This window comes from Agromyces sp. NPDC058484, assembly GCF_042720415.1.
In the GTDB taxonomy this organism is placed as follows: Bacteria; Actinomycetota; Actinomycetes; order Actinomycetales; family Microbacteriaceae; genus Agromyces.
Genome location: NZ_JBHXMP010000011.1, coordinates 103,331 through 129,455 on the forward strand (window position 1 = coordinate 103,331; position 26,125 = coordinate 129,455).

Consider the following 26,125-nt stretch of genomic DNA (forward strand, 5'->3'; position numbering starts at 1 on the left):
GCTGAGCCTGCCGAAGCCAAGGACGCCTAGTCCCCATGGCCGGCGAGACCATCATCACCGTGGTGGGCAACCTCACCGCCGACCCCGAGCTGCGCTACACGCAGAACGGGCTGGCTGTTGCCAACTTCACCATCGCGTCCACTCCCCGCACGTTCGACCGTCAGGCGAATGAGTGGAAGGACGGTGAAGCGCTGTTCCTGCGCGCGAGCGTCTGGCGTGAGTTCGCCGAGCACGTCGCGGGTTCGCTCACCAAGGGTTCCCGGGTCATCGCTTCCGGGCGTCTCAAGCAGCGTTCCTACGAGACGAAGGAGGGCGAGAAGCGCACCTCCATCGAGCTCGAGGTCGACGAGATCGGCCCGAGCCTGCGCTACGCCACCGCGTCCGTGACGCGTGCCCCCTCCAACCGCGGTGTCGGCGGAGGCGGCTCCTTCGGCGGCGGCCAGTCCGACGACGCGTGGGCGCCCAGCGCTCCCGCAGCCCAGAAGCAGGGCGGCGGCGACGTCTGGAACACGCCGGGCACGAGCTACGGCGACGAGACCCCCTTCTAGAGCCGAGAGGCCGGTGATCGGATGCCCCGGGGCATCCGATCGCTCGAATCATCTTCAATCAGACAGGAAATCCAATGGCTGGAAAGTCAAGCGGCGACCGCCGCAAGCCGAGCCGCGGGAAGGGCGCGAAGAACGCCGCCCCGGCGAAGTCCATCAAGGTCGGCGTCATCGACTACAAGGATGTCGCCACCCTCCGCAAGTTCATCTCGGAGCGCGGCAAGATCCGCGCCCGCCGCATCACCGGTGTCTCCGTGCAGGAGCAGCGCCTCATCGCCCGCGCCGTGAAGAACGCGCGCGAGATGGCCCTCCTGCCCTACTCGGGCTCCGGCCGCTAAGGAGCACGACAATGGCAAAGGTAATTCTCACGCACGAGGTCACCGGCCTCGGCACCGCCGGCGACGTGGTCGAGGTCAAGAACGGCTACGCGCGCAACTACCTGGTTCCGCAGGGCTTCGCGACGCCGTGGACCCGTGGCGGCCAGAAGCAGGTCGATCAGATCAAGGCGGCGCGTGCCGCTCGCGAGCTCCACTCGCTCGAGGACGCGCAGGTCGTCAAGGCCAAGCTCGAGTCGGGCAAGGTCAAGCTGGCCGTCAAGGCGGGCCTCGGCGGCCGCCTGTTCGGTTCGGTGAAGACGGCGGATGTCGCGGCTGCTGTCGCCGACGCCGGCCTCGGCGACCTCGACAAGCGCAAGATCGAGATCCCGACGCCCATCAAGGCGATCGGCGAGCACGAGGCCACGGTTCGCCTGCACGACGAGCTCTCGGCCACGATCACCCTCCAGGTGGTCGCCGCGAAGTAGTTCGCAGCACACCCCGCAACGGCGGCTCGGGCTTCGGCCCGGGCCGCCGTTTCGCGTGCGCCCGGGTCGTCGCGTTGTCGCGCGTGCACGGCGTCAGGAACGCCGTTTGCGCGCTCCTCTTGTACACCCGAATGGACGCTGCGCGCAAGCCGTTTTCGTGCGTTCGACGCCATGGTTGTGCACAGGTGAGCAGGCGGCATCCGTGGAGTTCAGAAGAAAAATCCACCCACAGGTGTGGATACAGAAAAAGGCAGGTCGCATTGAAATTCAATCGGTGTAGTTCACAGGAATTCCACAGTTGTCCACAGGCTGAGTGCACACGTTCGACGGCGTTTCGCCCAGTTTGTCCCCAGAGTTATCCACAGGGCAGGTTGTGGGTTGGAGGACGCTTCCCTATCGTGAAGCAGCGTCCTTCGATCAGGGGGTGGATCCGGGGTCGGCGAGCACATGTCAGAGGCTCCGACCACACTGAAACGCAGGCGCTCAGCGGGGTAGCCGGCGCACGCCGAATCGGAGGTCATGAAGTTGTCGATTGCGCACATCGGGCTCGTCGAACCCCCCGACGCTGACGACCCCCGCCGCGGTGAGCGCACCCCTCCACACGACCTGCTCGCGGAGCAGAGCGCGCTCGGCGGCATGATGCTCTCGAAAGACGCCGTGGCCGATGTCATCGAGACGGTGCGCGGGGTCGACTTCTACGTGCCGAAGCACGAGGTCGTCTTCAACGCGATCCTCACGCTCTACTCGCACGGCGAACCCACCGACGTCATCGCGGTCACCGACGAGCTCACCAAGACGGGCGAACTGCAGCGGGCGGGCGGGGTGGAGTACCTGCACACCCTCACGAGCCTCGTGCCCACGGCGGCGAACGCCGGCTTCTACGCATCGATCGTCGCCGAGCGGGCGTTGCTGCGGCGCCTCGTCGAGGCGGGCACCCGCATCGTGCAGATGGGCTACGCCGGCGAGGGCGAGGTCACCGAGCTCGTCAACAACGCGCAGGCCGAGATCTACTCGGTGACGGGCTCGTCCGAGAGCGAAGACTACGTGCCGCTCACCGAGGCCGTCACGGCGGCGATCGACGAGATCGAGGCCGCGAAGCACACCGACGGCAAGTTCACGGGCGTGCCCACGGGGTTCGCCGACCTCGACGAGCTGACGAACGGCTTCCACCCCGGGCAGATGATCATCGTCGCCGCGCGTCCCGCGATGGGCAAGTCGACACTCGCGCTCGACTTCGCCCGGGCGGCGTCGATCGGGCACGACCTGCCGTCGATCTTCTTCTCGCTCGAGATGGGCAAGAGCGAGATCGCGATGCGACTGCTCTCGGCCGAGGCATCCGTTCCGCTGCAAATGATGCGCAAGGGCACGGTCGACTCCCGCGACTGGACCACGATCGCCTCGACCCGCGGCCGCATCAACGACGCGCCGCTCTACATCGACGACTCCCCCAACATGACCCTGGTCGAGATCCGGGCGAAGTGCCGGCGACTGAAGCAGCGCGTGGGGCTCAAGATGGTGGTCATCGACTACCTGCAGCTGATGACGAGCGGCAAGCGCGTCGAGAGCCGCCAGCAGGAGGTCTCGGAGTTCTCGCGTGCGCTCAAGCTGCTCGCGAAGGAGCTCCAGGTGCCGGTCATCGCGCTCTCGCAGCTGAACCGTGGCCCCGAGCAGCGCGCCGACAAGATGCCGGCGCTCAGCGACCTGCGCGAGTCGGGTTCGATCGAGCAGGACGCCGACATGGTGATCCTGCTGCACCGCGAGAGCGCCTACGAGCGCGACAGCCCCCGGGCCGGCGAGGCCGACCTCATCGTGGCGAAGCACCGCAACGGCCCGACCCGCACCATCACGGTGGCGTTCCACGGGCACTTCTCGCGGTTCGCCGACATGGTGCAGGTGTAGGGGTTCTTCTATTTGTATGGTCCGCGTGAAGGTGGCGGTTTCCGCGGACAGATGACGGGCACTTGGCGGTTCCGCCACCTGCCGTGGACACTCGCTTCTGAATGCAGGCGGGTGTTGTGAGTGAGCCGCAGCGTTCGATCCGCACGTGTCAAGCTTCAGTCTCTTGAACGGAGCATTGACAGCCCGGTGGCCCTGAAGCCCGACCCGGCAATCGACCAATGTTCCAAACCCCGATCGAAGTCATCGGAGACATCCTGTTGCGATTGCCGCCAGAATGCCGCCGACCCCTACGGTCGGTTGTTGCGTTTGACGCCCCGTCACCGGGAATGTTCAGCGGGCGGGTCTTGCGGGAATCGCGACCGCCCGGCAGGAGGCTGCTCACGCGTCAGGCTTGAGACGCCCGGTGGTGTAGCAGCGCCGGACCGTCTATCGGGCGGGGCGGCGCGTGCGGCGTTCGGGTCAGCTGCCGTGCCCGCCCGCGGAAGGCGAGTGGAGAGAGTAGGCTGCCCGCGAGGAGGCTTCCTGAAGATGAGCGACTCCGGCACTCGGGTGAGTGACGCCGGTGGCGCCCCGGGCAGCTTCGGCGGGGGTTTGGCGGCGATCGGGCATACGCCGCTGGTGCGACTGGGGGCGCTGGTGCCCGAGGGTGCTGCCGAGGTGTGGGTCAAGCTCGAAGGCGGGAACCCGACGGGATCGTACAAGGACCGGATGGCGATCTCGCTGCTCACACGCGCGCTCGAGCGCGGTGACGTCCGGCCCGGCGACACCGTCGTCGAGTACACCGGTGGCAGCACCGGCACCGCCCTCGCCTTGGTCGCGGGGGTGCTCGGTTTGGAGTTCACGGCCGTATTCTCCGACGCGTTCTCCGACAGCAAGCGCCAGGCCATGGAGGCGTTCGGCGCCACCGTCCTCATCGAGCCGAGCGACGGCGGGATGATCACCACCGAACTCGCGGAACGGATGAAGCAGCGCGCGCGCGCCCTGGCCGAGCCGCCCGGGCACTTCTACGCCGACCAGTTCGGATCGCCGGATGTGCGCCCGGGCTACGCCCCAATCGGCGGGGAGATCGCCGAGGCGCTCGCTGGCGACCTGGACGTCTTCTGTGCGGCGGTCGGGACCGGCGGTGCCCTGATGGGGTCGCTCGATGGACTGCTTCGCGCGGGCGTCGACCCCGAGGTCGTCACTGTCGAGCCTGCCGAGTCACCCCTGCTGACGACGGGGGTCGGCGGCGCCCACCATGTGGAGGGGGTTGCCGTCTTCCCCGACCCGCCGTTCCTGGATAGATCGGTGCTGGCCGACGTGCGGGTCGTGAGTCAGGACCGGGCGTTCGAGATGTGCCGCCGACTCGCCCGGGTGGAGGGCGTGTTCGGCGGTGGGTCCACCGGCCTGAACGTGTGCGCGGCGATCGATCTCGCCGTCGAACTGGGCGCAGGACATCGCGTCGTGACGATCTCGGCCGACACCGGGCTGAAGTACCTCGGAGGAGACATCTACACATGAGGTCGTCGTTGGACTGAGGAGGAGGGCCGGGTTTCCCGGCCACACTTCAGAACGCTGCCTCGTTGATTTCGAACAGGAGGCGGTCGCCCGACGTGGGCCTGCCCGCTCAGGGATCCTCATTCGCGGCAATGTCGGAATGTAACGGCCCTGACGACCGATGTTTCCATGACGGCGCGGATCCCAGGTCAGCGCCCTCGGAGCGACGGACGATAATCCTGATGAAGGGTCACCGGTGAGCCGGCGCTCGGCTCTTGCTACTCTGCCTCGGTTTCGAGGATGTACTCGGCAAACCCGGGCACCGAGAACGAAACGTACCCGAACCGCGTCGCTTCGATGATGCCCTTTTGGAGCAAGCGGGCGCGCGGACCGCTGATCGCGCGCGTCGATGTGCCGAGCGCGCCGGCAAGATCCTCGCGCTTGACGTCGTGTCCGCCGAGTCGAGCGATGGCGCGGAGCACCTCGCGCTCGGCACGCGTGGCGGCGCCCCAGCGCGCGCGGAACAACTCGCGCATCTGCTCCTCCGCCGCCGTGAGCCCCGTTCGCACATGAGCCTCGTCGATGATCCCGCCGCGGTCGGGCCAGCCCGCTGCCGTCCACGCCTCGTGACCGATGAGCTGCACCTTGTAAGGGAAGCCCCGGGCGCTGCCGACACCCAGCCGCAGCGCCGTAGGCGCCCACTGGACGTCGGCCTCCTGCGCCGGGGTGACGAGCGCGAGGGCGACGTCCTTGTCCTCCAGAGTAGGCAGCGCCCGGTAATCGAATCGTTCGGCGAAGGTCACGGCGCTCGCGATCGCCTCCGCGCTGTTGGGCAAGCCTGCGGCGAAGATGCCCGCAGGGGTTCCGGGTCGCTCGCTCGCCAGCTCCTGCCACGCATACGCGATCACGCGCAGGCTCTCGCGGTCTGCCGACTGGATTTCGTCGACGAAGATCGCCAGCCCCGTTCCGCCGTCATCCTTGATCGCCTGAGTCGTCGCGATCACCGAAGCCTTGAATGCCTCCGCGGCCGACGCGGGTACCGTCGCGTTCCGGCGCTTGACCCCGACTTCGGCTGTGACGATCCCCGGCACACCAAGCGACAGCGTCGCGCTCTCGACGAGCTCCGCGATCGCCTTCGCCCGTGAGGGCTCGGCGCCCGCGGCCGCGGGGAGCTTGGCAAGGATGGCGCGCGCGAGGCTCTCATCCGGGTTCGCAGTCACCCACACCGTGCGGATGCGGGCGGCGCGCATGACGCGCTCTCCCTCGCGCAGCAACGACGTCTTGCCGATACCGCGGACTGCGTGATCGACGCGCACGCGCGCAGCTAATCGTCCTAGCCTGGAGATGAACTCCGCCCGCTCGTGGTAGTACGCCAGTTGCTCGTGCCGACCCACGACGGAATGTGCGACCTCGCCGGGTGTGTACGGGCTCGGTTGGGACATGTAGCCTCCTGGATACCTTCGGATAATTCGGGACAGATATCCAACGTTATCCGATCCGGCGAAGCTCGGCGCAGCCGAGGAGATCCGCCGCAGATTCGTCGCTGGTCGCGCCGCGTCCGCGGTCACCACACCGGCGGCGATCGCCGCGGCGCGGTCTGCCGCTCAAGCCTCCGGGGTGGCACACATGGGTGCGCACGCGCTTGGTGCGAAAGCCGCAGGGCTCGCGGCATCCGACGTCCCGGAGGCGGTCGATGGTGAGATCGCCTGGCAACTTGCTCACATGACGACCGCAGTGCGATCCGCACTCCGCCGACTGCCACCAGTTGGAGAAGACAGCGCCGGTCCCGTCGGCGTGGGAGGACTCCTCGCCACCGGCACCCTTGGCGCCGTCATCCGCAAGCTCCAACAAGCCCTGCGCGCCGCGGGGTAGAGCACCGTTTGCAGCGCGCGGTGGGTGCGGTCAGCCCGCCTGCACCTCGGCGGCGGGGCGAAGCACCCGAGACTTGGTCCGTCGACGTTCGCCTCGTGGGCGAATCTCTCGCTTGTCGCGGCAACTCCGGTGGCGAGCACCGTGCGTGCATTGCGGCTCCGCTACAAACTGGCTTCTCGACCGGGGTGTCTCTTCGGCGGCGACGAACAGGGTGACGTCGTGCCGGCCGGCGAAGATGTCCGATTCTCAAGCGATGCAGCGAGGAACTTCAGGGTGGAGTTGTCGAATCAAGGTGGCGGTGTTCGTAGGGGTAGTGAAGGCGCCCACACGAGGGTGCACGAAAGCAAACAAGGAGAAGCACCATGAGCACTACTTTGACCGTCGACTTCTTCTGCAGCCTTGATGGTTACGGCTCGGCCGAGGGTTGGCCAGGGTATTGGGGTAAGGAAGGACCAGGGGTCCGCGAGGACCGGGTTCGCACGTTCGCGCAGAACCAGGTGCTCGTGTTCGGCGCGACGACGTTCCGGCAGTTCCGGGAGTTCGTGGTCGAGTACGACGAGCCGTACTACGACAGCCTGAATGAGCTGCCGAAGATCGTGTTCTCCAGCACTCTCGAGGCGCCGCTCGGATGGCAGAACTCGACGGTTCTGAATGAGGACGCGGTGACCGCGATCGAGCGTCTGAAGCGCACGACCGACGTTCCGATGCGTTCGCATGGCAGCATCTCGCTGAACCGCGCGCTGTTGGCCGCCGGTCTCGTGGATCGAATCGAAGTCATGGTGTTCCCGGCCATTACGGGTCGCGCCGGCTTCGCGAGCCTCTTCCACGACGGAGCTGAGTTCGACCTGGAACTCATCGAGTCGACCGTGCTCGATGGTCGCACCGTGAAGCTCGTGTACGCCCCGCACCTGCACGAGGGAAACCCTGAGGGCGTCGGCCCGAGGCTCCGCAACGCCGGCTGAGAGAGGATAGGGGCATGCAGTATCTGGTCAATGTCATCGACAGCCGCAGCAATTCGGGGACCGCCGAGGAAGCCATCGCGATCGATGCGTTCAACGAGAAGCTCCGCGCCGGTGGACACTGGGTGTACGCAGCCGGCTTGGCCGACCCCACCGTCTCAACCGTCATCGACGGCCGTCGCGACGAGCCCATCGTCACCGACGGCCCGTTCGTCGAGGCGAAAGAATGGGCCGCCGGTCTCTGGATCATCGAGGCGCCCGACCTCGACGTCGCCTTGTCGCTGATGGTCGAGGGGTCGAGGGCCTGCAATCGCCGGCTCGAAGTGCGGCCCGTCCTGCCGGGGTGATCGAAGCGCGTGATGCCCTGACCCGTGCCTACCGAGACGAGTGGGCGCGGGTGGTGGCAACGCTCGCCAAGCGGTTCAGGAATCTCGACACCGCGGAAGACGCGGCCGCGGACGCCTTCGCGGCCGCCGCCGAGCACTGGCCGGCGAAGGGCATCCCACCGAACCCTGGCGCCTGGCTCACCACCACGGCCACGCGCAAGGCAATCGACCGGATCAGGCGAGAGAGCAGCCGCGATGCGAGACACAGGGAGGCGCAGCTCGTGTACGGCGCAGAGCCCGAGCCGCTGGGCGCGATCGACGACGACCGGCTGCGCTTGATCCTCATCTGCTGCCATCCCGCGCTCTCGATGGAGGCGCGGGTCGCGCTGACGCTTCGGATGGTCGGCGGGTTGAGCGTGCACGAGATCGCACGAGCGTTCCTGGTACAGGACACGACGATGGGCGCGCGCATCACCCGCGCCAAGGCGAAGATCGCGGCCGCCGGGATCCCGTACCGCCTGCCCACCGCCGACGACTTGCCCGACCGGCTGTCCGGGGTGCTGGCGGTGCTCTTCTTGATCTTCAACGAGGGCTACCTCGCGTCCGGACCCGACACTGCGCCGGTGCGTGAGGAGCTCACCAGCGAAGCGATCCGGCTTGCACGGCTGCTCCACGAACTGCTGCCCGGCGACGGCGAGGTCGCGGGGATGCTCGCAATGATGATCCTCACCGATGCGCGCCGCCCGGCACGTGTGTCGTCCTCGGGCGAGCTGGTCCCGATGGCCGAGCAGGACAGGGGACGGTGGGATGAGGCGCTGATCTCAGAGGGTCACGCGCTCGTGCGGGAGCGGCTGGCCTCTGGTGACGCACCGGGCCGCTATCAGTTGCTCGCCGCGATCAACGCCGTGCACACCGATGGAGCCGCGACCGACTGGGTCCAGGTGGTCGCGCTGTACGACCAGCTGGTCAGGCTCGATGGCTCGCCGATCGTGCGGCTCAGCCGCGCGATCGCGGTGGGTGAACGCGACGGAGCGGCGGTCGGGCTCGTACTCATCGACGAACTCGAGCCCGAGCTATCGGCATTCCACGCCTATCACGCCGCGCGCGCAGACCTGTTGCGGCGCCTCGGTCGGGTCGCCGAAGCTCGCGAGGCGTACGACGCCGCGATCGGCCTTGCCGGCAACATGGCAGAGATCGCCTTCCTCACGCGACGGCGGGACGAGCATGACCCGATCTCTTTCCCCAAGGGTGGCGCATCAGTCGTTCGACCGGTACGGAGTGATCGTTTCTGCGATTCGATGGAAGGCGGTCACGACTCGGTCCGCGTCGAGGCTGAGCTCGTCGCTGAGGAGGGACTGGACCAGTAGTCCGGTGAATAGGGCATGCACCAACCCGCCGGCATCTGTTCCGATGTCGTCGTCGCCCAAGCCGAGAAGTTTCGCGACGCGGGGACGCGTATGCATGAATCCCTCGATCAGGTGATCAGCAACCACTTTGTCGTGGTGTCCCCGGGCCAGCGCAACGACGAACGCCCGAGCGACGGATTGGTGCGCGGCCCGTGTGGCGTCAATTGCAACAGCCGCCTGGTGGAACCGTTCCGAACCATCCGCCGAGTCGTCCACCGCCGACAGCTGCTCACCAATGCTCGCCAGCCAACGGTCCAGGCTCTCGACAACCGCCGCCGTCACAAGACCGTCTTTCGACCCGAAGTGGTAGCCGATGGACGCAAGATTGGCGTTGGCCTCGGAAGCCAGGGCGCGGGCTGAGATCAGCTCGAGCGGCATGCTTCCCACGCAGCGCAGCGCACCTTCCAACAGGGCGGACCGGTTGCTCGGTTGTGGACTCATGCCGGCTACCGTATCATGGAAGCTAGACGTACGTACATATTGCTTCCCGCCGACGAGAGGGCGTCCCAAGTGACGATAGCTCTGTACCCGGTGGCCGGCCTCCTGGTCGTTCTGCTCCTGGTCGCTGCCGGTCGCAAGCTCTCGGGCCGGCCGGACGTCGTCGAGTCATACGCCCGCGTCGGGGTGAGCCGCCGGCAACTGCCCCGCCTTGCCGCAGTCTTGATCGTGGGCGCGCTCGGCGTCGTCGGTGGATTCTTCTGGATGCCCCTCGGGGTCGCCGCCTCGGCTTGTCTCGCCGTCTACTTCGTGTTGGCACTGATCGCCCACGCCAGGTACGCCGATCTGGCCCATGCCGCCACGCCCGCGCTTCTCCTGCTGCTCGCGTGCAGTGCGACCGTGCTGTTCGCCTTGGGCGCGGGGCGGTGAAGGTGTTGATCGCCGGCGCTGCCGGTCGGATCGGGAGAGTACTCACCGACGGCCTCGCCCGCCACGGCCACCACGTCGTGGGCGTTGACCAGGTTCCCGCCCGAAGCGGTGACCAGGATTGGCGCGTTTCCGACTGCGGCGATCCCGAGGCAACCCGCGACGTGTTCGAAGCGGAACGACCCGATGCCGTCATTCACCTCGCGGGTCAGCCCGGCGAGACTTCGCTACCCGACGCAATCGCGTCGCACATCCTGACGACCGCTGCTCTGCTCGACGCGTCCGTCCAACACGGCGTGCGACGTTTCGCGTTCGCATCCTCCAATCACGCCGTGGGCTTCGCACCACGGACTGCCTGCTTGGACGTGACGACACGCCCGCGCCCGGACACGTTCTACGGCGTTGGAAAGGTTGCCGCAGAGGCCCTGCTCAGTCTCTACGCCGACCGCTACGGCATCAGCACGATCGCGTGCCGGATCGGTTCCTTTCGCCGGGCCCCAACCACGCTCCGAGAGCTTTCGACGTGGCTCTCTCCCGGCGATTGCGTTCGCCTGTTCGCTGCCTGCCTGGCCGCACCAGGACCCGGATTCGCCGTGGTCTACGGCATCTCGGCGAATAGTCGCGCTTGGTGGGACCTGGAACCGGGCCGGGCACTGGGCTATCACCCAGTCGACAACAGTGAGGACTTCGCGGACGGGATCGCCGCCCGCGTCGAGGATGTACTCGAGGCCGCGTACGTGGGCGGACCGCTCGCCACTGAAACCTACCGCCGGTCAGCGTGGGAACAGCGGTAGACCACGAGCGTGCTCATCCCGCACTCGACGGCCCGCGTGCCGGCGGGCGGAAGAGCGGCACCACCACCTCGTCCACGATCGCCACGATGACGTCGTCGTCGATCGGGGTGCCGTTGAACAGGAAGTGCTGGCGCAGCATCGAATGGCCGGCCTCGAGCCGTATCGGCGTGACGTCGGCCGGGTCGATCTCGGCGCGGGCGACAGCTCGGCGGGCGATCTCGGTCATCGCCGTCACGCCCGAGCCGTGCGAGCGCCGGCGGAGCTCCCGCATGCGCTGCTGGTCGGCGAGCGCGTCGCCGAGCAGGCCGCGCAGCGCTTCGCCCGGCGGCCCGTCCATGAGCGCAGCGCTCTCACGTAGGAGGGCGAGCAGGTCTCCGCGCAGGCTCCCGGTGTCGGGGGGCGAGGTCGGGTCGGGCATGGCGTGGCGCACGGCGTCGAGCGTGAGCTCCATCCGGGTCGGCCAGCGCCGGTAGATCGAAGCCTTGCCTGTCCTTGCCCGCTCGGCCACGCGCTCCATGGTGAGGCCGGCGTACCCCACCTCGGCGAGCTCGTCGAGGGCGGCCTCGAGGATGGCCGTGTCGAGCGCCTCTCCGCGGCGGCGCGGGTGCGTGCGGTGGTCGACCGTCATGCGGCCTCGGTGTGCGTGCTCATCGCGGCATCCGCATCCGCGTTCATGCCCTCTCGTGTGACCCGGCCGGTGTCGCCGTCGACCGTGACGACTTGCCCGTCGTGGAGAACCGTGGTGCCCTCGGCGGTGCCCATGACGGCGGGGATGCCGTACTCGCGGGCCACGATCGCCGCATGCGAGGCGACGCCGCCCGAGTCGACGACCACGGCCGCGGCCCGCTGGAACAGCGGCGTCCACGACGGATTCGTGTAGGGGCAGACGAGCACGTCGCCGCGCACGAGCCGACCGAACTCCTCAGGTCCGTGGATGACCCGCACCGGCCCCGTGACCCTGCCGCCGCTGGCCGGCTCGCCCGAAGCCAGCGCGTCACCGGTGTCGTCGATGGGGAAGACCGCGCGCGGATCGATCATGCGCACGCCGGTGAGCTCCTCCCGCCGCGCGGCCCTGGCCAGTGCCGTCGAACGCAACCCCGCGGCATCCGGCCCCTCCTCCAGCTCTTCGAGCCGCAGGTGGAACACGTCCTCGGCACGATCGAGCACCCCCTCGGCGGCCAGCCGCCGGCCCATCTCGAGAAGCGCCCGGCGCAGGATCGGCAGCGGCCGCATGAACTCGTAGTGGCTGTCCTCGCGGAAGGCCATCCCCACCCTGGCCCGCTCGACCAGGCGGCGCATCCGCGCGCTCGATCCCGCAACGCCTCCCGCAACCGGCGGCCGCTCCCGAGGGGTCGGCGGCTCGGCGGCGAGCACCTTGATCAGGCCCGCCACGATCTCCGGCGCATCCCCCCATGTGGGCGACGTGACGAAGAGGGGCGAAGCCGACTCACGGTGGCCGTGGTCGGCGAGGAACGCCGTGAATCCCGGCATCCGCTGCATGACCGGCAGCAGCTCGGCCGTCTCCGCCGCGGCGACCCTCGCGGCGAGCTCGGGGTCGGCACGCACCTGATCGGCCAACGCCTCCAGCTCGCGGTTCGCGAGTTCGGTTCGGGATCTGCCGTCCATCAGCAGGTCGCCGAAGGCCGAGGAGTGCCCCGTCAGCTTGAGCGCGGCGAACAGTCGAGCGAAGGCGACTCCCGCGCCGGGGAGGTAGTCGATTCGGAGGTCGGCGACCGGCTCGACGAGAGCGAGCGCTTCGTGCGACACGTCGATCAACTCGGTCCAGCTCATGGCCGTCACATCGCGTCCCGCCAGCTCGCGCACGCGCTCCCGGTACTCGCGATACCGCCGGTCCTCCGTCCAGCGCGCGGGATCGTGCCGGCGCGCGCGAGAGAGCAGCAGGAACGGCGCGATCAGCACGCGGAGCGTGGGACGCGGCTCGGGCGGGACGAGCTGGTAGACGACGCCGTCCTGTTCGCGGAGGAAGCCCTCGAACGCGCTGTGGATCCCGACGCTCTCCACCACCCGGGCCATCAGCCCGGCCGGGCCGTGCGGCAGCCAGGTCGACATGTCCATCGGGTACGGCCGGGTTGGCACGTACTCCATCAGCACCGAGGCGAGACGGCGCCGAAGCGGGTTGAGCCTGCCGGGCAGCGGTGGCGGCGGCAGCGCCGTCATCGGCCTCGCCTGCACGAGGTGCACCCGGCCCGACGCGACGGCCCACTCGATGTCCTGCGGGCGGCCGAAGTGGGCTGCGACCTCGGTGCCCAGCCGAGCCAGCTCGGCGAGGACGGCGTCTGAGAGCCGATCAGCGGATGCCGCGGGGCCGGTGCTGTCCTCGAGGTCAGCGGATGCCGCGGCGCCGGTGTCGTGCATCACGCCGCCGCCCACCGCGCTCCGCACCACGACCTCGCGGCGACCGGCAGTGAATCCCAGCACCCGGCCGTCCCGGTCGAGGACGTAGTGGTCGGGCGTGACCAGCCCCGAGACCACGGCCTCGCCGAGGCCGGCGTTGGCGTCGACGACGAGGTGGTCGCGGTCGCCGGTGACGGGGTCGGCGGTGAACAGCACGCCCGCGGCATCCGCTTCGACCATCGTCTGCACGACCACCGCGATGCGCACCTCGGCGGGATCGATGCCGAGCCGATCGCGGTAGGCGACGGCCCGCTCGCTCCAGAGCGAGCCCCAGCATCGGCGCACGGCGTCGAGCAGATCGCGCTCGCCGACGATGTTGAGGTAGGTGTCCTGCTGGCCCGCGAAGGCGGCGCCGGGCAGGTCCTCGGCGGTGGCGCTCGAGCGCACCGCGACGGGCCCGCGGCCGAGTTCGGCGTAGGCGCCGACGATGGCCTCGGCGAGCGCGGCGGGGATGTCGGCTGCCTCGTAGCGCGCCCGATCGGTCGCCGGCACGTCGATCGATGCGTAGGCGTCGGTGGTGATGACGAATCCGTCGGGCACCGGCATTCCGATGCGCACGAGCTCGCCGAGGTTGGCGCCCTTGCCCCCGGCGCGGGCGACGTCGGTGCGACCGAAGGCGCTGATCGGGGCGACCGGGGTCATGTCGGCTCCTTCACGAAGGCGGTGGTGCGAAGCGGGCGCGCCGGAATGGCGAGCGCGAGCACGAAGGCGACGCCGAGCAGCGGCGCCATCAGCACGAAGGCGAACGCGGCCGCCTGCCCGGTGTCGTGCAGGTCGGCAACGCGTTGGTTGATCAGCGCCCCGACCGCGGCGACGCCGGCGGAGGCGCCGATCTGGCGAAGGAACGTCACGGTCGAGGTCGCCGTGCCGAGATCGCCGTACGACACCGAGTTCTGCGCGACCAGCACCATCACCTGCATCACGAGGCCGACGCCGAGCCCGATCAGCGCCATCACGCCCACCATGGCCGTGGTCTGCCCTTGCCCGGTCAGAACGCCGAGCAGGGCGAGGCCGGCGGCAGCCAGGGCAGTGCCGGCGATCGGGTATCCGCGATAGCGGCCGGTCCTGGTGATGAGGGCGCCCGACAGCACCGTGGTGATCAGCACCCCGGCCATCAGCACGGTCAGGAGGAGCCCGGCCTGCGTGGCGCTCGCACCCGTCGCCACGTGGAACACGGCGGGCAGGTAGGTCAGGGTGCCGAAGAGGGCGAAGCCGATGAGGAAGCTGATGGCCACCGGGATCGCGAAGGCCCGGTCGCGGAACAGGCGAAGCGGCAGGATCGGGTCGCTCGCGCGACGGGCGGTCACCAGCCACGCCGCGATCCCGGCGATGGCGATCGTCGCCCACAGCAGGCTGGGACTCAGGCAGAGCAGCACGAACCCGATGACCGCAACGGAGAGCGTGGCGGCGCCGGCGTAGTCGACCGGCGTCACGCCGTGCGGCCTCGGGAGGTGCAGCGTGCTGGTGAGCACCACGAACGCAATGAGGCCGAGCGGTGGGTAGATCGCGAAGATCCAGCGCCACCCGGGGCCGTCGGCGAAGAATCCGCCGATGAGCGGACCGCCGACGGCGGCGACCACATAGGCGGCACCGATGAACCCCAGGTAGCGCCCGCGCTCTCGAGGGCTGAAGACCTCGCCGACGATCGCCTGCGCACCGATCATCAGGCCGCCGCCGCCGACGCCCTGCAGCACACGCGAGGCCACGAGCACCGGCAACGAGGGGGCGAACGCGCACGAGACGGCACCCGCCACGAAGACCAGGATCGCGACCTGCATGACGGGCTTGCGGCCGAACCGGTCGCCGAGCTTGCCATACAACGGCATCACGACGGTGGCGGCGACCAGGTACGCGGTCATCACGGCCGGCATCCGGTCGAGGCCACCCATCTCCCGCGCCACGGAGGGCAACGCGGGCGCCATGATCGTCTGGTCGAGCGCACCGAGCAGCATGGTGAGGATCAATCCCGGGAGGACCTTCATGACGCTTCCTAGAGAACATTGCGTTCTCTAAATCAGAGTACGCCTCCACGTTGGAACCGCAACCTCCAGAAGCCGTGCGCGAGATGACACCACTGTGGAATCGCGGCCCCTGGTGCACTTCGACGTGAACCTCCTGATCGGGTGTAGATTTCACGCGAAGCCGGCGGGTTCCTCGAAGGCGCACCGGTACGGAGGTTCGTCAGATGTACGCAGTGGTGAGGCTCAACACCTGGGACGTTGCGAAGCGGGCGGCGGCGGCCGATGATGTCGCTGAGTTCGACCGGATCCACGCTGAGCAGCCGGGGTTCATCGGCAGCCTGGTGGTTGACGTGGGTACGGGACGCAACGCGATCGTCAACCTGTGGGTGTCCGAGGAGGATGCGACCGAGGCGCTTCCGGTCGTGGGTCCCGCCGTCGGGCGGCTGCTGCAGCCGTTGATGGCGGAGCCGTCGCAGCTGATCGGCACCGGCGAAGTCATCCAGGGCGCCGAGCTCGTGCACGATCCCGCTTGAGCCCGCTCCGCGACGCGCCGAAGAGCGACACGAGGCGCCGGCACCATCGTGCCGACGCCCCGCGGTCTCGATGCGGCATCCGCGACTACGGCGCCACCGCCTTCCAGGGGCTCTTCTTCGCGTTCGCGCCCGGCTGGCTCCTGGTTGCGCGTCTACCACTTGGCGACTGTTCGCCTTCGTGCGTGACCACGTCACCCTCCAAGGAGATTCGCGAGGGCGTCCAGAGGTCGACTCCGTCGCCGACCGCGGTGGCTGGAACTTGGTGCGGGTGGGCATGGATATCGCTTTCGTCATTGAAGGCAAAGTGAAGGCGCGCTTGTTCAGCCCGCGTCGAGGCTCTACCATAGGTGAGCGATAAAAGAATGTCTAGTTCGATTATCGAACACGCCGCTACTGCGTCGATGTGCCAACAGAGAGATGTGCCCACAGAGAAGTGAGGAGAAGCCGTGCAGTTCCACCACTACGGCTACGTGTCCAGTGACCCGCGGGTGCTGCCCGCGGCGGGTGTCGGTCTCGACCGGCCCGAGGAGCTGCCCGATGAGGTCGACGTGCTCATCGTCGGCTCCGGTCCTGCCGGCATGCTGTTGTCTGCACAGCTCTCGCAGTACCCCGACGTCGTCACCCGCGTCATCGAGCGCCGCGACGGCCGGCTCGTGCTCGGCCAGGCCGACGGCATCCAGCCGCGAAGCGTCGAGACCTTCCAGGCGTTCGGATTCGCCGAGCGCATCGTCGCCGAGGCCTACAACATCGGCTACATGAACTTCTGGGGCCCCGACCCGGCCGACCGGCAGAACATCATCCGCACCTCGCGCACCGAGGACTACGGCTTCAAGATCAGCGAGTTCCCGCACCTCATCGTGAACCAGGCGCGCGTGCTCGACTACTTCGCCGAGGCGGCTGCCCACGGGCCGGGCCGCATCGTGCCCGACTACGGCGTCGAGTTCACCGGCCTCACCGTGCACGAGACGGGCTCCGAGGCCGCGGGCGAGTACCCCGTCGAGGTGCAGGTGCGCTACACCGCGGGCGACCGCGCGGGCGAGGAGCGCACCGTGCGCGCCAAATACGTCGCGGGATGCGACGGCGCACGCAGCCGGGTGCGTGAGGCGATCGGCCGCAAGCACCTCGGCGGAATCTCGGCACACGCATGGGGCGTCATGGACGTGGTCGTGAACACCGACTTCCCCGACTGGCGCACGAAGTGCGCGATCAACTCCGAGGCGGGCAACATCCTGCACATCCCGCGCGAGGGCGGCTACCTCTGCCGCATGTACATCGACCTCGGCGAGGTCGCCGATGACAAGCACGAGGTGCGCAAGACGCCGATCGAAGCCATCATCGCCAAGGCCAACGACATCCTGCACCCCTACACCCTCGACGTGCGCGAGGTCGCCTGGTTCAGCGTCTACGAGGTCGGGCACCGGGTCACCGACCACTTCGACGACCGTGAAGAGGGCACGGATGCCGCGCCGCGCGTGTTCCTCACCGGTGACGCCTGCCACACGCACAGCGCGAAGGCGGGGCAGGGCATGAACGTCTCCATGCAGGACGGCTTCAACCTGGGCTGGAAGCTCGGTTCAGTGGTCACCGGCCGGTCGCCGGCCGAGCTGCTCGCCACGTACTCGGCCGAACGGCAGCCGGTCGCCCAGCAGCTCATCGACTTCGACCGCGAGTGGTCGTCGCTGATGGCGCGCAAGCCCGAGGAGATCTCCGACCCGCAGGAGCTGGCGAACTACTACCTCGGCACCGCCGAGTTCCCGTCGGGCTTCATGACGCGGTACGAACCCTCGATGACCACCGGCGAGGCGACGCACCAGGGGCTGGCATCGGGCTTCCCCATCGGCAAGCGGTTCAAGTCGTCGGAGGTGTCGTTCGTGTGCGACGGCAACGTCGTGCACCTCGGCCACCACGCCCGGGCCGACGGCCGCTGGCGCATCTACGCGTTCGCCGACGCGCCCGCAGCGGGTGAGGCATCGGCGCTGGCATCCTGGGCAGAGTGGATGTCGTCGTCCCCCGACTCCCCGTTGACGCGATTCACGCCCGAGGGTGCGGATGCCGATGCCGTGTTCGACGTGAAGGTGATCTACCAGCAGCCGCACGAAGACGTCGACATCATGGGGGCGCCCGAGGTGTTCCGCCCGAAGACCGGGCCGCTCGGCCTGATGGACTGGGAGAAGGTGTTCGCGGCCGGGCCGAGCGCCTGGTGCAGCACCGACATCTTCGAGGAGCGCGGCATCTCGCGCGACGGCGCAGTCGTGGTCGTGCGGCCCGACCAGTACGTCGCGCACGTGTTGCCGCTGGCGGCGACCGGGGAACTCGCGGCGTTCTTCCAGGGGACGATGCTCGCCCGCTGAATGGAGACTCGCCACGCAGTACGCGCGCATCGAGCGTGCAGTTCGCGCCCGGGAACGGGCGGAAGGTGCACACTCGGCGCTGTGGCGCGGTGGCGCGGTGCCGATCAGCCGTACGCTCGAGCCACGCTCTCGGCGGCGAGCTTGAGGCGCTGGGCGATCTCAGCCTCGGGTCGCGGGAACGAGACATGGATCACCGCGATCGCGGCCGGCGGCTGCCCCGGCAGCGTCAACGGAACCGCGACCGACCTCAGCGACGGCACGACCTCGTCGTGGCTCCGCGCATAGCCGCGAAGCCGGCTCTCGGCGATCTCGTCGCGGAGGCCGTCGGGCACGGTCGCCGGCCACGCACTGTCGGGGAGGCTGAGCAGGATCGCCTTGCCGGGGCCGCCGCGGGTGATCGGATGCCGGTGGCCCGGCCGATACGAGACGACGGCCACGGACTGGCGCGGTGACGCGCTCACCAGCGTGACCGCCTCCTCGCTGTCGACGAGCACGGCGAGCAGGCACGTCATTCCGAGCTCGTTCGCGACCTCGTTGAGCTCGGGCAGCGCCAGGTGCTGCAGGTCGCGGGCCACGCCCGAGGCCAGCGCCGCGAGACCCGCGCCGAGTGCGAGGCGACCTGCAGCGTCACGAGTGACGAGGCCGTGATCCTCCAGCGTGCGAAGCAGCCGATACGCGACCGAGCGGTGCACGCCCAGCGCGTTCGCGAGTTCGTCGATCGTCAGGTTGCGGTCGGCGGCGGCGAGGATCTCGAGCACACGGATGCCGCGGCTCAGCGTCTGCGACCCCGTTTGCGCCTCGGACTTGCCCGCCATGCTGCGCCGTGCCCTTCCTCCACCGGCGCGCCATGCCGACCCATGGAGCTCGCGCCGCTCGTTCGATACTAGGACGAATCGACCGGTAATCGAACGACCGCGCGCGGATCGGGATCAGGAGCAGCGGTGCCTGAGGTGCACCTGCACCGTCGTCCCGACCTCCTTGCCGTTGTCGGCCCGCCGCATCGGGAGGAGAATTGCCCGACCTGGGCCGGTTGACGCAACGGACTCACATCGGGATGGATGGGCTTGGCATGAAACGGGATGCTGCGGCCGCCGCCGCCATCGGCGGTCTCGCGGGCGCGACGTGGGCCGCCGGGTTCCGCGAGTACATGTCGGCGCTCTCCGGGCGGGACTCGGAGGTGACCTGGTATGGCACGTTCGCCGGCGTCCTGGCGCCCGCCGCCGCCGTCGGCGCGCTCTTCGGGTGGGCGGAGCACCGCCGCCGCACCGGGAGCAATCTCCCGTATCGCCGTGCCATCGCGGCCGCCCCGGTCGTCATCGGAGTGCTCCCGCTCACCAAACGAGGTGCGATCGAGACGCTGCGATCGAACGGACAGGGCAGCGCGGCGGGTGCCGTCGCGCTCGCCGCGATCGGAGGGGGATACGCGCTGGCGGGGCGCGGCCCGGGCTGGACACGCATCCTGACGGGCGTGCTGGCCGCAGCGGTCGCCGCCGGAACCGCGGCGAGCGTGCCGACCATCGGCGGACGGCGCCTGTCGCTCGCGACGCCGCGCGGCGCTCTGACCGCGGTCCTCGGGGCGGGGTCGGTGCTCACGTTCGCGCTCGCGGCATCCGTTCCGTTCCGAGGGTGGGAGGCTCGCGATGTGCGCGACGCTCGCGATGTGCGGGACGCCGGCGGTATGCATGACGACCGAGATGTGCGCGACGCGCACAATGAGCGCGACGATTCCGCCTCGTGAAAGAATCCACGATCTTCACGGCATGAATCGCCCGAATCATCGTGCGAGACACGTGCCGCACCGTACGCTGAACCTCACATGCAGCGCCGCCGCCGCCGGGTTCACTCCGCCGAGGCACCGCTGCATTCCTGTGTGAGAGGAGTGCCGTGAGAGTCGGTATCGCGAGAGAACGGCGAGAGGGTGAGCGGCGAGTGGCGGTCACGCCCGAGACCGCGCGCCAGTTGACCGGGCTGGGACTGGAGGTGCTCGTCGAGCACGGTGCGGGCGAGGCATCCGGCCACTCGGATGTCGCGTACGAGCAGGCCGGCGCCACCGTCGTCGACTCGCTCGCGCTCGGCGATCTCGACGTGTTCCTGCACGTGGGCCCACTCGACCCGGCGACGCCCGCGCGGCTGCGCCGGGGGGCCATCACGATCGGACTCGCGTCGCCGTCGAGCGAGCTGCCGACGGTACGGGCGCTCGCCGACGCCGGCATCACGGCGTTCGCGCTCGAGCTCGTGCCGCGCATCTCGCGAGCCCAGTCGATGGACGCCCTCACCAGCCAGGCCCTCGTCGCCGGCTACCGGTGCGTGCTCGAGGCGGCCATGCGGCTGCCGCGATTCCTCCCCCTCTACATGACGGCCGCGGGCACCATCCCGCCCGCCAGGGTGCTGGTGCTTGGCGCGGGCGTCGCGGGCCTGCAGGCGATCGGCACGGCGAAGCGGCTCGGCGCGCGCGTCTCGGCGAACGACGTGCGCGCGGCATCCGCCGACGAGGTGGCGTCGATGGGCGGCACGTTCATCCACCTCGACCTCGACGCCGCCGACGCGGGCGGCGGGTACGCCAGGGAACTCGGCGCCGATCGCGCGGCGCGACAGCGGCAGCTGCTCGCGCCGCACGTCGCCGACGCCGACGTGCTCATCACGACGGCGGCGATCCCGGGCCGTCCCGCCCCGCTGCTCGTGACGTCGGACATGGTGGCCGCGATGCGGCCGGGGTCGGTCGTGGTCGACCTCGCTGCAGAGTCCGGCGGCAACGTCGAGGGCTCGGTCGCGGGGTCGGATGTCGCGGTGCCGACCGCCGACGGCAGCGGCACGGTCACGATCGTCGGCATGAAGGATGCCGCGTCGACGATGCCGGCCGACGCATCCCGGCTCTACGCGAAGAACGTCGCCAATCTGCTGGAGCTCATGAGCCGCGACGGTTCGGTCGAACCCGACTTCGGCGACGTGGTCGTCATGGACTCGTGCCTCACCCACGGCGGCGAGGTGCGGCATCCGGCGACCGCGGAGGCGCTCGCCTTTTCGAGTGAGCTCGCTGAGCCTGTCGAAGCGGGAGACACCGAAACGTCTTCCCCTTCGACGAGCTCAGGGGACGAGAGTTCTTCCCCTTCGACGAGCTCAGGGGACGAGAGTTCTTCCCCTTCGACGAGCTCAGGGGACGACAGCAAGGAAGGAGACGCCTGATGGATCCCATCGCCCTCGCCACGATCACCGTTCTCGCGGTATTCGTCGGCTTCGAGGTGGTCTCGAAGGTGTCGAGCACCCTGCACACGCCGTTGATGAGCGGCACGAACGCGATCCACGGCATCATCCTCATCGGCGCGGTCATCGTCGCCGGGCAGGCGGCCGACCCGTGGGTGCTGGGGGTCGCGCTGCTCGCGGTGCTGCTCGCCACCGCCAACCTGGTCGGCGGCTTCGTCGTCACCGACCGCATGCTCGAGATGTTCCGCGGGCGCCCTTCGACAAGCTCAGGGACCGATCGCTCGCTGAGCTCGTCGAAGCGGGCCCTTCGACAGGCTCAGGGACCTGAGGGGGCTGACAAGTGAGCCTCCTCGACCCGACCTGGAGCGCGCTGCTCTACCTCGTCGCCGCGATCTGCTTCATCCTCGCCCTGAAGGGCCTCGGCTCGCCGAAGACAGCCCGCCGCGGCAACCTCATCGGCGCGTTCGGCGCGCTCATCGCCGTCGTCACCGTGTTCCTCTCGTCGAGGCTCGAGAACATCCCGTGGATCCTCGCGGCCATCGCCGTCGGATCCGCGATCGCGTGGCCGATCGCGCGCCGGGTGCAGATGACGCAGATGCCGCAGCTCGTCGCGATGCTGAACGGCGTCGGCGGCGGCGCGGCGGCGCTCGTCGCGCTGCTCGAGCTCGACCACGCCGCCGACTGGTGGACCCGGCTCGCGATCGTGCTGACCCTGCTCATCGGCGCGGTGAGCTTCGCCGGGTCGATCATCACGTTCTCGAAGCTGCAGGGAATCATGTCGGCGAAGGCGATCGTCTTCGCCGGCCTGCCGGTGCTCATGGGGCTCGTGATCCTCGCGGGCATCGCCGCGGGCGCGTGGGTCGTCGTCGACGGCCCGTTCTGGGCGGCGATCGCGGTGCTCGTGCTCGGACTCGTCGCGGGCGTGCTGCTCGTGCTGCCGGTCGGCGGCGCCGACGTGCCGATCGTCATCTCGCTGCTCAACGCGTTCACCGGCCTCGCGGTCGCGGCGTCGGGCTTCGTGCTGGGCAACGTGCTGCTCATCATCGCGGGAACGCTGGTCGGGGCATCCGGAACCATCCTGACCCGGGCGATGGCCTCCGCGATGGGCCGCAGCGTCTCGGGCATCCTGTTCGGCGCATTCAAGGGCGGGTCGACCGCGGGTTCGACCGAGGCATCCGACCGCCCGGTGCGCTCGTCGAGCGCAGAGGATGTCGCGGTGCTGCTCGGGTACGCGCAGAAGGTGCTGATCGTGCCCGGCTACGGACTCGCGGTGGCGCAGGGCCAGCACACCGTCGCCGAGCTGCAGCAGGCGCTCGAGGCCCGCGGCACCGAGGTGGTCTTCGCGATCCACCCGGTGGCGGGCCGCATGCCCGGGCACATGAACGTGCTGCTCGCCGAGGCGAACGTGCCGTACGAGTCGCTGAGCGAGATGAGCGAGGTGAACCCCGAGTTCAAGACGGCGGATGTCGCGCTCGTCGTCGGCGCGAACGACGTCGTGAACCCCGCCGCGAAGACGACGCCGGGGTCGCCGATCTACGGCATGCCGATCCTCGAGGTGGGCGACGCGAAGCAGGTCGTGTTCCTCAAGCGCTCGATGCGGCCCGGGTTCGCGGGCATCGAGAACGACCTGCTGCACGAGCCGCAGACGACGCTGCTGTTCGGCGACGCGAAGGACTCGCTGACGAAGGTGCTGTCGGCCGTGAAGGGGCTGTGACCGCTCCGCCGCTACTCGACCACGGGAATGAGCGGAGAATGGTGGTGATGTCCGAGACCGGCGGGAGCCGGGTGATCGGCTCCCGCACCGCCGAGGCGGCCCGCGCGACGCGACGGGGCGCGGGATGGAGTGATGCCCGCGTCGCGCTCGTCGTCGGGTGCGCGGCGGCGATCGTGGGGGTCGCGGGGTCGTGGATCCCATCGCTGTGGGGCGACGAGGCGGCGAGCATCATGTCGGCGCGTCGCGACTGGGCGTCGCTCGCCGCGCTCCTCGGCACGGTCGACGCCGTGCACGGGCTCTACTACGGCCTGCTGCATCTCTGGACGGATGTCGCCGGCACCTCGCCGTTCGCGGTGCGCCTGCCGTCGGGCTTGGCGTTCGGGGCGGCCGCCGCCGGCCTCTACCTGCTCGTTCGCACACGAGCCGACCGCGCGACCGCCCTCATCGCGGCGATCATCCTCTCGGTGCTGCCGCGCGTGACCCAGGCGGCGACGGAGGCGCGCCCGCTCGCCTTCGCCACCGCGCTCGCGGTGTGGCTCACGCTGCTGCTCACCACCCTGCTCGACGGTCGTCGTTCGCGCCGCTGGTGGTGGGTCTACTCCGCCGGTCTCGCCGTGAGCGCCTACCTGAACCTCTACCTCCTCCTGCTGCTTCCCGTGCACGTCGTTGCAGCAGCCCTCCACCCGGACCGCCGCGGGCGCCTCGCCGAGCTCGGGGGCGCTGCGGCAGGCACGGTCCTCCTCGCCTCGCCCATCGTCGTCATCGCCGCGATGCAACGAGGCCAGGTCGCGTTCCGCGCCGACCAGGAGGTCGTGACCCTCGAGGGGGTGCTCGTCGACCAGTGGTTCATGCTCCCGCCGCTCGCGGTCGTCGGGTGGACGCTCGTCGCGGCATCCGTCGCCCTCGTCGTCGTGCACCGAAGCGATCCATCGTGGGCGGGGGTGCGGTGGCTGCTCGCACTGAGCGTCGCGTGGATGATGCTCCCGACGGTCGCGCTGGTGACGGGCACCGTCGTCGTCACGCCGATGTACACGCCTCGCTACCTGGTGTTCTGCGCGCCGGGAGTGGCGATCGCGATCGCCGTCGCAGTGGCGGCGCTGCGGGCGGGGTGGGTGCGGGCCTGCGTCGTCGCCGCGGTGGTCGCACTCGCCGCGCCGGGCTACGGCGACCAGCGCACACCGTATGCGAAGAATCTGGGCACCGATTGGCACGACGTGTCGGCCACTGTTGCTCGGCTGACGGAACCCGGCGATGGCATCGTCTTCGACGAGTCGGTGCGTGCGTCACGTCGGCCACGGCTGGCGATGTACACCTACCCCGACGGGTTCGCCGGCCTCGTGGATCTCACGCTCGTGCGCCCGCATCACCGCACGGATCGATTGTGGGATGTCACGGCGCCGCTCGCCGAGGTCGATCGGCGTCTCGAGGGTGTCGATCGGGTGATCGTCGTCTCGCGCAGCCGCGACGGTGTGGAGCAGGACGTCGACGTGCTGCGCTCCGCTGGCTTCGTCGAACGCGAGCGCATCACGCTCGAGTCCGACGTGGTCCGTCGCTTCGATCGCCCGTGACCGGGCGCTCGGCTCACGGGCGCGAGCTCCGAGAACTCCCACGTAGGATGGATCGGTATCCCTCCGATGTGAAAGAGGTCGCCGTGGCCACCGCCCGCGATGCCGCTCCGGAGCGCGCCCAGTACTGGGTCGTCCCGGTCGTGCGGGGACTCCTCGCTCTGGTGCCGGCCGCGGTCATCACGTTCTCGCAGAATCACTCGCCCGCGTTCGGGCTGCTCGTCTTCGGGGCGTGGGCGATCGTGTCGGGGCTCGTCGTCGGCGCGCTCGCGATGCGCCTCATCGGCGACCGCGGCATCCGCTCGCTGTTCCTCGTGAACGCGGTGGTGACGGTCGCGGCGGGCCTGCTCGCCGTCACCGTGCCCGGCGGACTGCCGTTCCTGCTCTACCTCGTGAGCGTCTGGGCGGCGGTGACCGGCTTCGTCGAGCTCTACGCGGGGTTGCGCGCCCGCGGCCGCACCCAGGCGGCACGCGACTGGATCGCCGCCGGCGGGTTCACTGCGCTGCTCGCGATCGTGTTCCTGCTCCTGCCGCCCGATGCGGTGACGGCCGTCGGCCTGCTCGGCGGCTACCTCGTGATCCTCGGTGTCTACCTCGTCATCGGCGGATTCTCGTTGAAGTGGGCCACGGCGCCTGGCGCCGCGGCATCCGGAACGGAGCAGCACTCGTGAGCCAGCCCCCCGGCGAGTTCAAGCCGAGCCGACGCGACCTCCTGCGCCCCGTCGAGTACGTCGGCGGCGCCGCGATCGCCGCGATCTTCACGGCGCTCATCGTGCTCATGGTGACACGCGACTGGACGCTGACGCTCATCACCGCCGGCGGCGTGTTCATCGTCGTGCTCGTTGTGCTGGCGTTGCTGGCGATGGCGGTGAAGCCGGATGCCTCGGAGAAAGCCGAGGTCGACGAGGGCGGGGCACCGCCCCGCGACGGCGACGGCGGCGGCGAGCCCGGGGCGCCGCCCGCGCACTGACGCCGGTCGCTGCGACTCCCTGCCGGCAGGTGCAACCAGGTGGGGTACGGTCGGCGCTGCAATCGGTCGGCGCTGGAATCGGGCGGCGCTGGAATGGGGCGGCGCTGGAATCGGGCGGCGCCAGGACGGGTACTCGGCATCCGCCGCCATCCACCGGGCATCCGCCGCCATCCAGCGGGCATCCGCCCGGGACGGACCCGTGCGCACGCTCGGCCCTTGCTTTCTCGAGTCCCGGATTTGTGCGGGTGTGGCCGCAGAAACCCGGGACTCGCGTGGATGGTGGATGGTGGATGGTGGGTGGTCGGTGCGGGGACACCGGCACCTCCAATGGGACGGCAGGCCAGGACAACGACGAGGACGTTCAGCCCTCGTCGGACTGTCAACGGCCAGTAGGAAGTGCCCATCGGCGGCCAGCAGAAGTGCCCGCTGGTGGCCAATAGAACTGCCCATCTGCGGCCAGGAGTTCTGCCCA

Annotated in this window: 26 protein-coding genes; 20 read left to right on the forward strand and 6 right to left on the reverse strand. The window is 69.4% G+C overall.

Going from position 1 to position 26,125, the window contains the following annotated elements:
- Positions 1-35 precede the first annotated feature (35 nt).
- The 5 genes from ACFWN7_RS10845 to ACFWN7_RS10865 all read left to right on the forward strand — a co-directional run bounded on the left by ACFWN7_RS10845 (position 36) and on the right by ACFWN7_RS10865 (position 4,746).
- Positions 36-548, forward strand: a complete 513-nt coding sequence (locus ACFWN7_RS10845) for a single-stranded DNA-binding protein (RefSeq protein ID WP_376938811.1) — start codon at positions 36-38, stop codon at positions 546-548.
- A gap of 74 nt (positions 549-622) precedes the next feature.
- A complete protein-coding gene (gene rpsR, locus ACFWN7_RS10850; protein WP_056727560.1) occupies positions 623-883 on the forward strand; it encodes a 30S ribosomal protein S18 in 261 nt (86 codons plus the stop codon).
- An 11-nt stretch (positions 884-894) separates the two neighbouring features.
- The gene (gene rplI / locus ACFWN7_RS10855; protein WP_376938812.1) at positions 895-1,347 is read left to right on the forward strand and encodes a 50S ribosomal protein L9; all 453 of its coding nucleotides are present in this window, start codon (positions 895-897) and stop codon (positions 1,345-1,347) included.
- Positions 1,348-1,872: 525 nt separating this feature from the next.
- Positions 1,873-3,246, forward strand: coding sequence for a replicative DNA helicase (dnaB, locus tag ACFWN7_RS10860; RefSeq protein WP_376938841.1), 1,374 nt, complete (start codon positions 1,873-1,875; stop codon positions 3,244-3,246).
- A gap of 528 nt (positions 3,247-3,774) precedes the next feature.
- Positions 3,775-4,746: a PLP-dependent cysteine synthase family protein gene (locus ACFWN7_RS10865; protein WP_376938813.1), complete on the forward strand. Its 972-nt coding sequence runs from the start codon at positions 3,775-3,777 to the stop codon at positions 4,744-4,746.
- A gap of 254 nt (positions 4,747-5,000) precedes the next feature.
- On the opposite strand, the gene ACFWN7_RS10870 is transcribed toward ACFWN7_RS10865, so the two are convergent.
- On the reverse strand, positions 5,001-6,038 hold the full coding sequence (locus ACFWN7_RS10870) for an AAA family ATPase (RefSeq protein WP_376938814.1): 1,038 nt from the start codon (positions 6,036-6,038) through the stop codon (positions 5,001-5,003).
- 208 nt (positions 6,039-6,246) lie between these two features.
- On the opposite strand from ACFWN7_RS10870, the gene ACFWN7_RS10875 reads away from it, so the two are divergent.
- The 4 genes from ACFWN7_RS10875 (at position 6,247) to ACFWN7_RS10890 (ending at position 9,246) form a co-directional block, all read left to right on the forward strand.
- Complete coding sequence (locus tag ACFWN7_RS10875; protein ID WP_376938842.1) at positions 6,247-6,594, forward strand: putative immunity protein; 348 nt, start codon at positions 6,247-6,249, stop codon at positions 6,592-6,594.
- A 362-nt stretch (positions 6,595-6,956) separates the two neighbouring features.
- Entirely contained in the window at positions 6,957-7,556 is a 600-nt protein-coding gene (locus ACFWN7_RS10880) for a dihydrofolate reductase family protein (RefSeq protein WP_376938815.1), read from the forward strand.
- A gap of 14 nt (positions 7,557-7,570) precedes the next feature.
- The gene (locus tag ACFWN7_RS10885; protein WP_376938816.1) at positions 7,571-7,900 is read left to right on the forward strand and encodes a YciI family protein; all 330 of its coding nucleotides are present in this window, start codon (positions 7,571-7,573) and stop codon (positions 7,898-7,900) included.
- 53 nt (positions 7,901-7,953) lie between these two features.
- Positions 7,954-9,246 carry an RNA polymerase sigma factor gene (locus ACFWN7_RS10890; protein WP_376938843.1) on the forward strand — a complete coding sequence of 431 codons (1,293 nt, stop codon included), beginning with the start codon at positions 7,954-7,956 and terminating at the stop codon, positions 9,244-9,246.
- On the opposite strand, the gene ACFWN7_RS10895 is transcribed toward ACFWN7_RS10890, so the two are convergent.
- Positions 9,136-9,726: a TetR/AcrR family transcriptional regulator gene (locus ACFWN7_RS10895; RefSeq protein WP_376938817.1), complete on the reverse strand. Its 591-nt coding sequence runs from the start codon at positions 9,724-9,726 to the stop codon at positions 9,136-9,138. The two genes, ACFWN7_RS10890 and ACFWN7_RS10895, sit on opposite strands and share 111 nt — an antisense overlap.
- 69 nt (positions 9,727-9,795) lie before the next feature.
- On the opposite strand from ACFWN7_RS10895, the gene ACFWN7_RS10900 reads away from it, so the two are divergent.
- The gene (locus ACFWN7_RS10900; protein ID WP_376938818.1) at positions 9,796-10,152 is read left to right on the forward strand and encodes a DoxX family protein; all 357 of its coding nucleotides are present in this window, start codon (positions 9,796-9,798) and stop codon (positions 10,150-10,152) included.
- Positions 10,149-10,943 carry an NAD-dependent epimerase/dehydratase family protein gene (locus ACFWN7_RS10905; protein ID WP_376938819.1) on the forward strand — a complete coding sequence of 265 codons (795 nt, stop codon included), beginning with the start codon at positions 10,149-10,151 and terminating at the stop codon, positions 10,941-10,943. The genes ACFWN7_RS10900 and ACFWN7_RS10905 overlap by 4 nt, the downstream gene beginning before the upstream one ends.
- A 13-nt stretch (positions 10,944-10,956) precedes the next feature.
- Here the strand turns inward: ACFWN7_RS10905 and ACFWN7_RS10910 are convergent, their stop codons facing one another.
- Genes ACFWN7_RS10910 through ACFWN7_RS10920 form a run of 3 tightly spaced genes read right to left on the reverse strand, consistent with a single transcriptional unit; the run spans position 10,957 to position 15,340 of the window.
- Positions 10,957-11,571: a TetR/AcrR family transcriptional regulator gene (locus tag ACFWN7_RS10910; protein WP_376938820.1), complete on the reverse strand. Its 615-nt coding sequence runs from the start codon at positions 11,569-11,571 to the stop codon at positions 10,957-10,959.
- Entirely contained in the window at positions 11,568-14,000 is a 2,433-nt protein-coding gene (locus ACFWN7_RS10915; protein WP_376938821.1) for a PEP/pyruvate-binding domain-containing protein, read from the reverse strand. Before ACFWN7_RS10915 ends, ACFWN7_RS10910 begins: the two co-directional genes overlap by 4 nt.
- Complete coding sequence (locus ACFWN7_RS10920) at positions 13,997-15,340, reverse strand: MFS transporter (RefSeq protein WP_376938822.1); 1,344 nt, start codon at positions 15,338-15,340, stop codon at positions 13,997-13,999. The genes ACFWN7_RS10915 and ACFWN7_RS10920 overlap by 4 nt, the downstream gene beginning before the upstream one ends.
- 203 nt (positions 15,341-15,543) lie before the next feature.
- Here ACFWN7_RS10920 and ACFWN7_RS10925 point away from each other — a divergent pair, with 203 nt between their 5' ends.
- A complete protein-coding gene (locus ACFWN7_RS10925; protein ID WP_376938823.1) occupies positions 15,544-15,852 on the forward strand; it encodes a hypothetical protein in 309 nt (102 codons plus the stop codon).
- Between the two features lie 446 nt (positions 15,853-16,298).
- Positions 16,299-18,203, forward strand: a complete 1,905-nt coding sequence (locus ACFWN7_RS10930; protein ID WP_376938824.1) for an FAD-binding monooxygenase — start codon at positions 16,299-16,301, stop codon at positions 18,201-18,203.
- 104 nt (positions 18,204-18,307) lie between these two features.
- Here ACFWN7_RS10930 and ACFWN7_RS10935 read toward each other — a convergent pair whose 3' ends face one another.
- Positions 18,308-19,018, reverse strand: a complete 711-nt coding sequence (locus tag ACFWN7_RS10935) for an IclR family transcriptional regulator (RefSeq protein WP_376938825.1) — start codon at positions 19,016-19,018, stop codon at positions 18,308-18,310.
- 254 nt (positions 19,019-19,272) lie between these two features.
- Here ACFWN7_RS10935 and ACFWN7_RS10940 point away from each other — a divergent pair, with 254 nt between their 5' ends.
- The 7 genes from ACFWN7_RS10940 to ACFWN7_RS10970 all read left to right on the forward strand — a co-directional run bounded on the left by ACFWN7_RS10940 (position 19,273) and on the right by ACFWN7_RS10970 (position 25,653).
- Positions 19,273-19,941, forward strand: a complete 669-nt coding sequence (locus tag ACFWN7_RS10940) for a hypothetical protein (protein ID WP_376938826.1) — start codon at positions 19,273-19,275, stop codon at positions 19,939-19,941.
- 146 nt (positions 19,942-20,087) lie between these two features.
- Positions 20,088-21,386: a Re/Si-specific NAD(P)(+) transhydrogenase subunit alpha gene (locus tag ACFWN7_RS10945; protein WP_376938828.1), complete on the forward strand. Its 1,299-nt coding sequence runs from the start codon at positions 20,088-20,090 to the stop codon at positions 21,384-21,386.
- Positions 21,386-21,748, forward strand: a complete 363-nt coding sequence (locus tag ACFWN7_RS10950; protein ID WP_376938829.1) for an NAD(P) transhydrogenase subunit alpha — start codon at positions 21,386-21,388, stop codon at positions 21,746-21,748. The genes ACFWN7_RS10945 and ACFWN7_RS10950 overlap by 1 nt, the downstream gene beginning before the upstream one ends.
- The gene (locus ACFWN7_RS10955) at positions 21,745-23,118 is read left to right on the forward strand and encodes an NAD(P)(+) transhydrogenase (Re/Si-specific) subunit beta (protein ID WP_376938830.1); all 1,374 of its coding nucleotides are present in this window, start codon (positions 21,745-21,747) and stop codon (positions 23,116-23,118) included. Before ACFWN7_RS10950 ends, ACFWN7_RS10955 begins: the two co-directional genes overlap by 4 nt.
- A 47-nt stretch (positions 23,119-23,165) precedes the next feature.
- Positions 23,166-24,686, forward strand: a complete 1,521-nt coding sequence (locus ACFWN7_RS10960; RefSeq protein WP_376938831.1) for a glycosyltransferase family 39 protein — start codon at positions 23,166-23,168, stop codon at positions 24,684-24,686.
- A gap of 83 nt (positions 24,687-24,769) precedes the next feature.
- Positions 24,770-25,354, forward strand: coding sequence for an HdeD family acid-resistance protein (locus ACFWN7_RS10965; protein WP_376938832.1), 585 nt, complete (start codon positions 24,770-24,772; stop codon positions 25,352-25,354).
- A complete protein-coding gene (locus ACFWN7_RS10970) occupies positions 25,351-25,653 on the forward strand; it encodes a hypothetical protein (RefSeq protein ID WP_376938833.1) in 303 nt (100 codons plus the stop codon). The genes ACFWN7_RS10965 and ACFWN7_RS10970 overlap by 4 nt, the downstream gene beginning before the upstream one ends.
- Positions 25,654-26,125 lie beyond the last annotated feature (472 nt).